The sequence below is a fragment of the Mesorhizobium sp. M7A.F.Ca.MR.362.00.0.0 genome, assembly GCF_004023175.1.
GTDB lineage: Bacteria > Pseudomonadota > Alphaproteobacteria > Rhizobiales > Rhizobiaceae > Mesorhizobium.
Map to the genome: position 1 here is coordinate 1 of NZ_RZTF01000337.1, position 7022 is coordinate 7022.

General features: G+C 62.0%; 3 protein-coding genes. All 3 read right to left on the reverse strand.

The window, feature by feature from the left end; translation table 11 throughout:
• On the reverse strand, positions 1-2254 hold a 2254-nt coding region (rpoC, locus tag EOC06_RS29015; protein ID WP_128309412.1), incomplete at its 3' end, for a DNA-directed RNA polymerase subunit beta'.
• A gap of 147 nt (positions 2255-2401) precedes the next feature.
• Positions 2402-6538, reverse strand: a complete 4137-nt coding sequence (gene rpoB / locus EOC06_RS29020) for a DNA-directed RNA polymerase subunit beta (protein ID WP_127295769.1) — start codon at positions 6536-6538, stop codon at positions 2402-2404.
• A 251-nt stretch (positions 6539-6789) separates the two neighbouring features.
• On the reverse strand, positions 6790-7022 hold a 233-nt coding region (gene rplL, locus EOC06_RS29025; RefSeq protein ID WP_128309413.1), incomplete at its 5' end, for a 50S ribosomal protein L7/L12.

A 7022-nucleotide genomic window follows, 5' to 3' on the forward strand; every position in this document is an offset into this window, starting at 1 on the left:
CGATGATTTCACCCGAGAGCTTGGCCATGAGGCCGCGCATGCCGGCAAGCTGGCGCATCTGGGTGGGCGAGCCACGCGCACCGGAGTGCGACATCATGTAGATCGAGTTCATCGGCTTCTGACGGCCATTGTCCTCGAACTCGACCGCCTTGATGCGGGCCATCATTTCGTCGGCGACCTTTTCCGAGCACTTGGCCCAGGCGTCGACGACCTTGTTGTACTTCTCGCCCTGCGTGATCAGACCGTCATTGTACTGCTGCTCGTATTCCTTGGCCAAAGCCTCGGTGTCGGAGACCAGCTTGATCTTTGCATCCGGGATCAGCATGTCGTCCTTGCCGAACGAAATGCCGGCACGGCAGGCATGGCTGAATCCGAGCGCCATGATGCGATCGCAGAAAATGACCGTCTCCTTCTGACCGCAATGGCGGTAGACGGTGTCGATCATCTTGGAAATGTTCTTCTTGGTCATCTCCTGGTTGGCGGTCTCGTAAGGCACGTTGACGTTCTTCGGCAGAAGCTCGCCGATGATCATGCGGCCAGGCGTGGTGTCATGGATCTTCGACACGACCTTGCCTTCCGCGTCGACCGTGCGGAAACGACCCTTGATCTTGGAGTGCAGCGTCACCGCCTTGGTCTCGAGCGCGTGCTGGAGTTCGCCCATGTCGGCAAACACCATGCCCTCGCCCGGCTCGTTCTGGTTGACGATCGAGAGATAGTAGAGGCCCAGAACCATGTCCTGCGACGGCACGATGATCGGCGCGCCGGAAGCCGGGTGCAGGATGTTGTTGGTCGACATCATCAGCACGCGGGCTTCAAGCTGCGCTTCCAGCGACAGCGGCACGTGGACGGCCATCTGGTCGCCGTCGAAGTCGGCGTTGAAGGCCGTGCAGACCAGCGGGTGCAGCTGGATCGCCTTGCCTTCGATCAGGATCGGTTCGAACGCCTGGATGCCGAGACGGTGCAGCGTCGGCGCACGGTTCAGCAGCACCGGATGCTCGCGGATGACCTCGTCGAGGATATCCCAGACTTCCGGACGCTCCTTTTCGACCAGCTTCTTCGCCTGCTTGACGGTCGAGGAGTAACCCTTGGCGTCGAGACGGGCGTAGATGAAGGGCTTGAACAGTTCGAGCGCCATCTTCTTGGGCAGGCCGCACTGATGCAGCTTGAGCTCCGGACCGGTCACGATGACCGAGCGGCCGGAATAGTCGACGCGCTTGCCGAGCAGGTTCTGACGGAACCGGCCCTGCTTGCCCTTGAGCATGTCGGACAGCGACTTCAGCGGGCGCTTGTTGGCGCCGGTGATGACGCGGCCGCGACGGCCGTTGTCGAACAGCGCATCGACGGCTTCCTGCAGCATGCGCTTTTCATTGCGCACGATGATGCCCGGCGCCCGCAGTTCGATCAGCCGCTTCAGACGATTGTTGCGGTTGATGACGCGGCGATAGAGATCGTTCAGATCCGACGTGGCGAAGCGGCCGCCGTCCAGAGGAACCAGCGGACGCAGGTCCGGCGGGATCACCGGAACCACCTTCATGATCATCCATTCCGGACGGTTGCCGGATTCCATGAAGTTCTCGACGACCTTGAGCCGCTTCAGATACTTCTTCTGCTTCAGCTCGGAGGTGGTCGAAGCCAGTTCCGAACGCAGGTCGCCGGCGATCTTCTCCAGGTCCATGCCGGCCAGGAGGTCATGAATGGCCTCGGCGCCGATCATGGCGGTGAACGAATCCTCGCCATACTCGTCGACGGCGATCATGTATTCTTCCTCGCTGAGCAGCTGGTGCTCCTTCAGCGCGGTGAGGCCAGGTTCGGTGACGATGTAGTTCTCGAAATAGAGGACGCGCTCGATGTCCTTCAGGGTCATGTCGAGCAGCGTGCCGATGCGCGACGGCAGCGACTTCAGGAACCAGATATGGGCGACCGGTGCCGCCAGTTCGATATGGCCCATGCGCTCACGACGAACGCGCGACAGCGTGACTTCGACGCCGCACTTCTCGCAGATGACGCCCTTGTACTTCATGCGCTTGTACTTGCCGCACAGGCACTCATAGTCCTTGATCGGGCCAAAAATGCGCGCGCAGAACAGACCGTCACGCTCCGGCTTGAAGGTGCGGTAGTTGATGGTCTCCGGCTTCTTGATCTCGCCGAAAGACCAGGACAGAATCTTCTCAGGGCTGGCAAGCGATATCCGAATGGAATCGAACACCTGCGCAGGCGCCTGCGGATTGAAGAGATTCATGACCTCTTGGTTCATGCCGTTCTCCTTTTCGGGGTCCTCGAAAACCCCTTGCATCTAGCGCGGGCCAAACGCCCGCCGTCGTGTGTCGGCCACCGGCCGAAGAATTTGGTGCGTTCGGTCGCGATTTCCGCGACCGAAAGTCTTGTTTACTCGGCCGCGCCCCTATTCGGCAGCATCGGGCAGCCGGACAGGGTTGTCGTCGAGCTTGGTGTTCTCCAGCTCGACATTGAGGCCGAGAGACCGCATTTCCTTGACGAGAACGTTGAAGCTCTCGGGAATGCCGGCCTCGAAGGTGTCGTCGCCACGCACGATCGCCTCGTAGACCTTGGTACGGCCGGCGACGTCGTCCGACTTCACCGTCAGCATTTCCTGCAGCGTGTAGGCCGCGCCGTACGCTTCCAGCGCCCAGACCTCCATCTCGCCGAAGCGCTGGCCACCGAACTGCGCCTTGCCGCCCAGCGGCTGCTGCGTGACGAGCGAGTACGGACCGATCGAACGCGCGTGGATCTTGTCGTCCACGAGGTGGTGAAGCTTGAGCATGTAGATGTAGCCCATCGTCACCTTGCGATCGAACGGCTCGCCCGTGCGTCCGTCATAGAGCTGCGACTGACCTGATGTGTGCAGGCCCGCCTGCTCCAGCATGATGTTGATGTCAGCCTCATGCGCGCCGTCGAACACCGGGGTCGCGATCGAGACGCCGCGGCGCATCTGCTCGCTGAGGCGAACGATGCTCTCGTCGTCATAGTCACGAACCGGCTCGTTGCGGTCGTTGGCCGGGATGAAGCTCTCGAGCGTCTTGCGCAGCGGCTTGATGTCGCCGGCTGCCTTGTACGTGTCGATCAGCTCGCCGATCTTCCTGCCCATGCCCGCGCATGCCCAGCCCAGATGCGTTTCCAGGATCTGGCCGACATTCATGCGGCTCGGCACACCCAGCGGGTTGAGCACGATATCGGCATGCGTGCCGTCCTCGAGGAAAGGCATGTCCTCGACCGGAACGATCCGCGACACGACACCCTTGTTGCCGTGACGGCCGGCCATCTTGTCGCCGGGCTGCATCTTGCGCTTCACGGCCACGAAGACCTTGACCATCTTCATGACGCCCGGAGGCATTTCGTCGCCGCGCTGGACCTTCTCGACCTTGTCCATGAAACGCTGTTCGAGCGCCTTCTTGGAATCGTCGTACTGGCCGCGCAGGGCTTCCAGTTCGCTCTGGAGCTTTTCGTTCTCCACGGCAAACTGCCACCACTGCGAACGCGGATACTCGTCGAGCGTATCCTTGGACAGCGTCGAGCCCTTCTTGAAGCCCTTCGGTCCGGCGATCGCTTCCTTGCCGACGAGCACGTCGGAAAGACGCGCATAGACGTTACGGTCCAGGATGGCCTGCTCGTCGTCGCGGTCCTTGGCGAGGCGTTCGATCTCCTCGCGCTCGATCGCCATGGCGCGCTCGTCCTTCTCCACACCGTGGCGATTGAACACGCGCACCTCGACGACGGTGCCGAAAGTGCCCGGAGGCATGCGCATCGAGGTGTCGCGCACATCGGATGCCTTTTCGCCGAAGATGGCGCGCAGAAGCTTCTCTTCCGGCGTCATCGGGCTTTCGCCCTTCGGCGTGATCTTGCCGACCAGGATGTCGCCCGGCTGAACTTCGGCACCGATATAGACGATGCCGGCTTCGTCGAGGTTCTTCAGCGCTTCTTCCGAGACGTTTGGAATATCGCGCGTGATTTCCTCCGGTCCGAGCTTGGTATCGCGCGCCATGACCTCGAACTCCTCGATATGGATCGAGGTGAAGACGTCATCGGCGACGATGCGTTCGGACAGGAGGATCGAGTCCTCGTAGTTGTAGCCGTTCCACGGCATGAACGCGACCAGCACGTTGCGGCCGAGCGCCAGATCGCCGAGCTCGGTCGACGGACCGTCGGCGATGATGTCGCCCTTGTTGACCCGGTCACCCATGCGAACCAGCGGACGCTGGTTGATGCAGGTGTTCTGGTTCGAACGCTGGAACTTCATCAGCCGGTAGATGTCGACGCCGGACTTGCCCGGATCGAGATCTTCGGTGGCGCGGATAACGATACGCGTCGCGTCCACCTGGTCGACGATGCCGCCGCGGCGGGCGCCGATGGCGGCACCCGAGTCACGGGCGACGATCGGCTCCATGCCGGTGCCGACGAACGGCGCCTCGGCGCGCACCAGCGGCACGGCCTGACGCTGCATGTTCGAGCCCATCAGAGCGCGGTTGGCGTCGTCGTTTTCCAGGAACGGGATCAGGGCCGCGGCCACCGACACCATCTGCTTGGGCGACACGTCCATCAGATCGACGTTTTCGCGCGGCGCCATCATCACTTCGCCGGCGCTGCGGCAAATGACGAATTCGTCGACGAAACCACCGTTCTTGTCGAGCTCGGCGTTGGCCTGCGCGACATGGTGCTTGGCCTCTTCCATTGCCGAGAGATAGACGACATCATTGGTCAGCTTGCCGTCGACGATCTTACGGTACGGGCTCTCGATGAAGCCGTACTTGTTGACGCGTGCGAAGGTGGCCAGCGAGTTGATCAGACCGATATTCGGGCCTTCCGGCGTCTCGATCGGGCAGATGCGGCCGTAATGCGTCGGGTGCACGTCGCGCACTTCGAAGCCGGCGCGCTCGCGGGTCAGACCGCCCGGTCCAAGCGCCGAGAGGCGGCGCTTGTGGGTGATCTCCGACAGCGGGTTGGTCTGGTCCATGAACTGCGACAGCTGCGAGGAACCGAAGAACTCGCGCACGGCGGCAGCCGCCGGCTTGGCGTTGATCAGGTCCTGCGGCATGACCGTGTCGATCTCGATCGAGGACATACGCTCCTTGATCGCGCGCTCCATGCGCAGCAGGCCGACGCGGTACTGGTTTTCCATCAGCTCGCCGACCGAACGCACGCGGCGGTTGCCGAGATTGTCGATGTCGTCGATCTCGCCCTTGCCGTCGCGCAGCTCGACCAGCGTCCTGACCACGGCCAGGATGTCGTCCTTGCGCAGCACGCGCACGGTGTCCTCGGCCTTGAGCTCGAGGCGCATGTTCATCTTGACGCGGCCGACGGCCGACAGATCGTAGCGCTCACTGTCGAAGAACAGCGAGTTGAACATGGCTTCGGCGGTTTCGAGCGTCGGCGGCTCGCCGGGGCGCATGACACGATAGATGTCGAACAGCGCGTCCTGGCGGCTCTCGTTCTTGTCGACGTTGAGCGTGTTGCGGATATAGGCGCCGACATTGACGTGGTCGATGTCGAGAACCTTGATCTCGTCTTCGCCGGTGCCGAGCAGAACCTTCAGCGTCTTCTCGTCGATCTCGTCGCCGGCCTCGAGGAAGATCTCGCCGGTGGCGTAGTTGACGATGTCCTCGGCCAGATAGTTACCGAGCAGGTCCTCGTCGGTGGCCTTGATCGCCTTGAGACCCTTTTCGCCAAGCGCCCTCGCCTGGCGGGCGGTGATCTTCTTGCCGGCTTCGACGACGACTTCGCCGGTATCGGCATCGACCAGGTCGCCGACGGCCTTGAGGCCGCGGAAACGCTCGACGTTGAACGGAATGCGCCAATGGTCACCGGCGCGCTTGTAGGTGATCTTGTTGTAGAAGGTCGACAGGATCTCTTCGCCGTCCATGCCGAGCGCCATCAGCAGCGACGTCACCGGAATCTTGCGGCGGCGATCGATGCGGGCGTGCACGACGTCCTTGGAATCGAACTCGATGTCGAGCCAGGAGCCGCGATAGGGGATGACGCGCGCGGCAAACAGAAGCTTGCCCGACGAGTGCGACTTGCCCTTGTCATGGTCGAAGAAGACGCCCGGCGAGCGGTGCATCTGCGAGACGATGACGCGCTCGGTGCCGTTGACGATGAAGGTGCCGTTCAAGGTCATGAGCGGCATGTCGCCCATGTAGACGTCCTGCTCCTTGATGTCCTTGATGGACTTGGCGCCGGTATCCTCGTCGATATCGAACACGATGAGGCGCAGCGTCACCTTCAGCGGCGCGGCATAGGTGAGGTCGCGCTGACGGCATTCGTCAACGTCGAATTTCGGTCCTTCGAACTCGTACTTCACGAACTCCAGCATCGAGGAGCCGGAAAAATCGGAGATCGGGAAAACCGACTTGAAAACAGCCTGCAGTCCCTCGTCCGGACGCCCGCCCTTGGGCTCCGCCACCATCAGGAATTGATCATAGGATGCCTTCTGAACCTCGATGAGGTTCGGCATCTCCGCAACTTCCGGGATCTTTCCGAAGAACTTGCGTACGCGTCTGCGGCCATTGAAAGTCTGGGTCTGGGCCATCGTCGCTCCTTAGCTCTAAACTCGGGACGAGCCTCGCCGCGGCTCGCCTTGCATTCTGGGCCACCTTGGCGGCAACCCTCTGTCTGTTTTCCCGGCGCCTGTCGGCGGCCGGCTAGAACGGGAGAAAACCCGTTTCCTGAAGGCCGATTTTCGGCCCTCAGGAAAGAGGTTCTCGTAGATCTCGCGTTACGCGTGCTCCCTCCGGGCGAAGGGAGTGGCGGACGGCGCGAGGCCGCCCGCCGCTTTCACGATTACTTCAGGTCGACCTTGGCGCCGGCTGCTTCCAGCTGGGCCTTGAACTTGTCAGCGTCGGCCTTGGAAACGCCTTCCTTGACCGGCTTCGGAGCCGCTTCGACCAGATCCTTGGCTTCCTTGAGGCCAAGACCGGTGATGGCGCGGACTTCCTTGATGACGTTGATCTTCTGAGCGCCTGCCTCGGTGAGGACGACGTCGAATTCCGTCTTTTCCTCGACCGGAGCAGCAG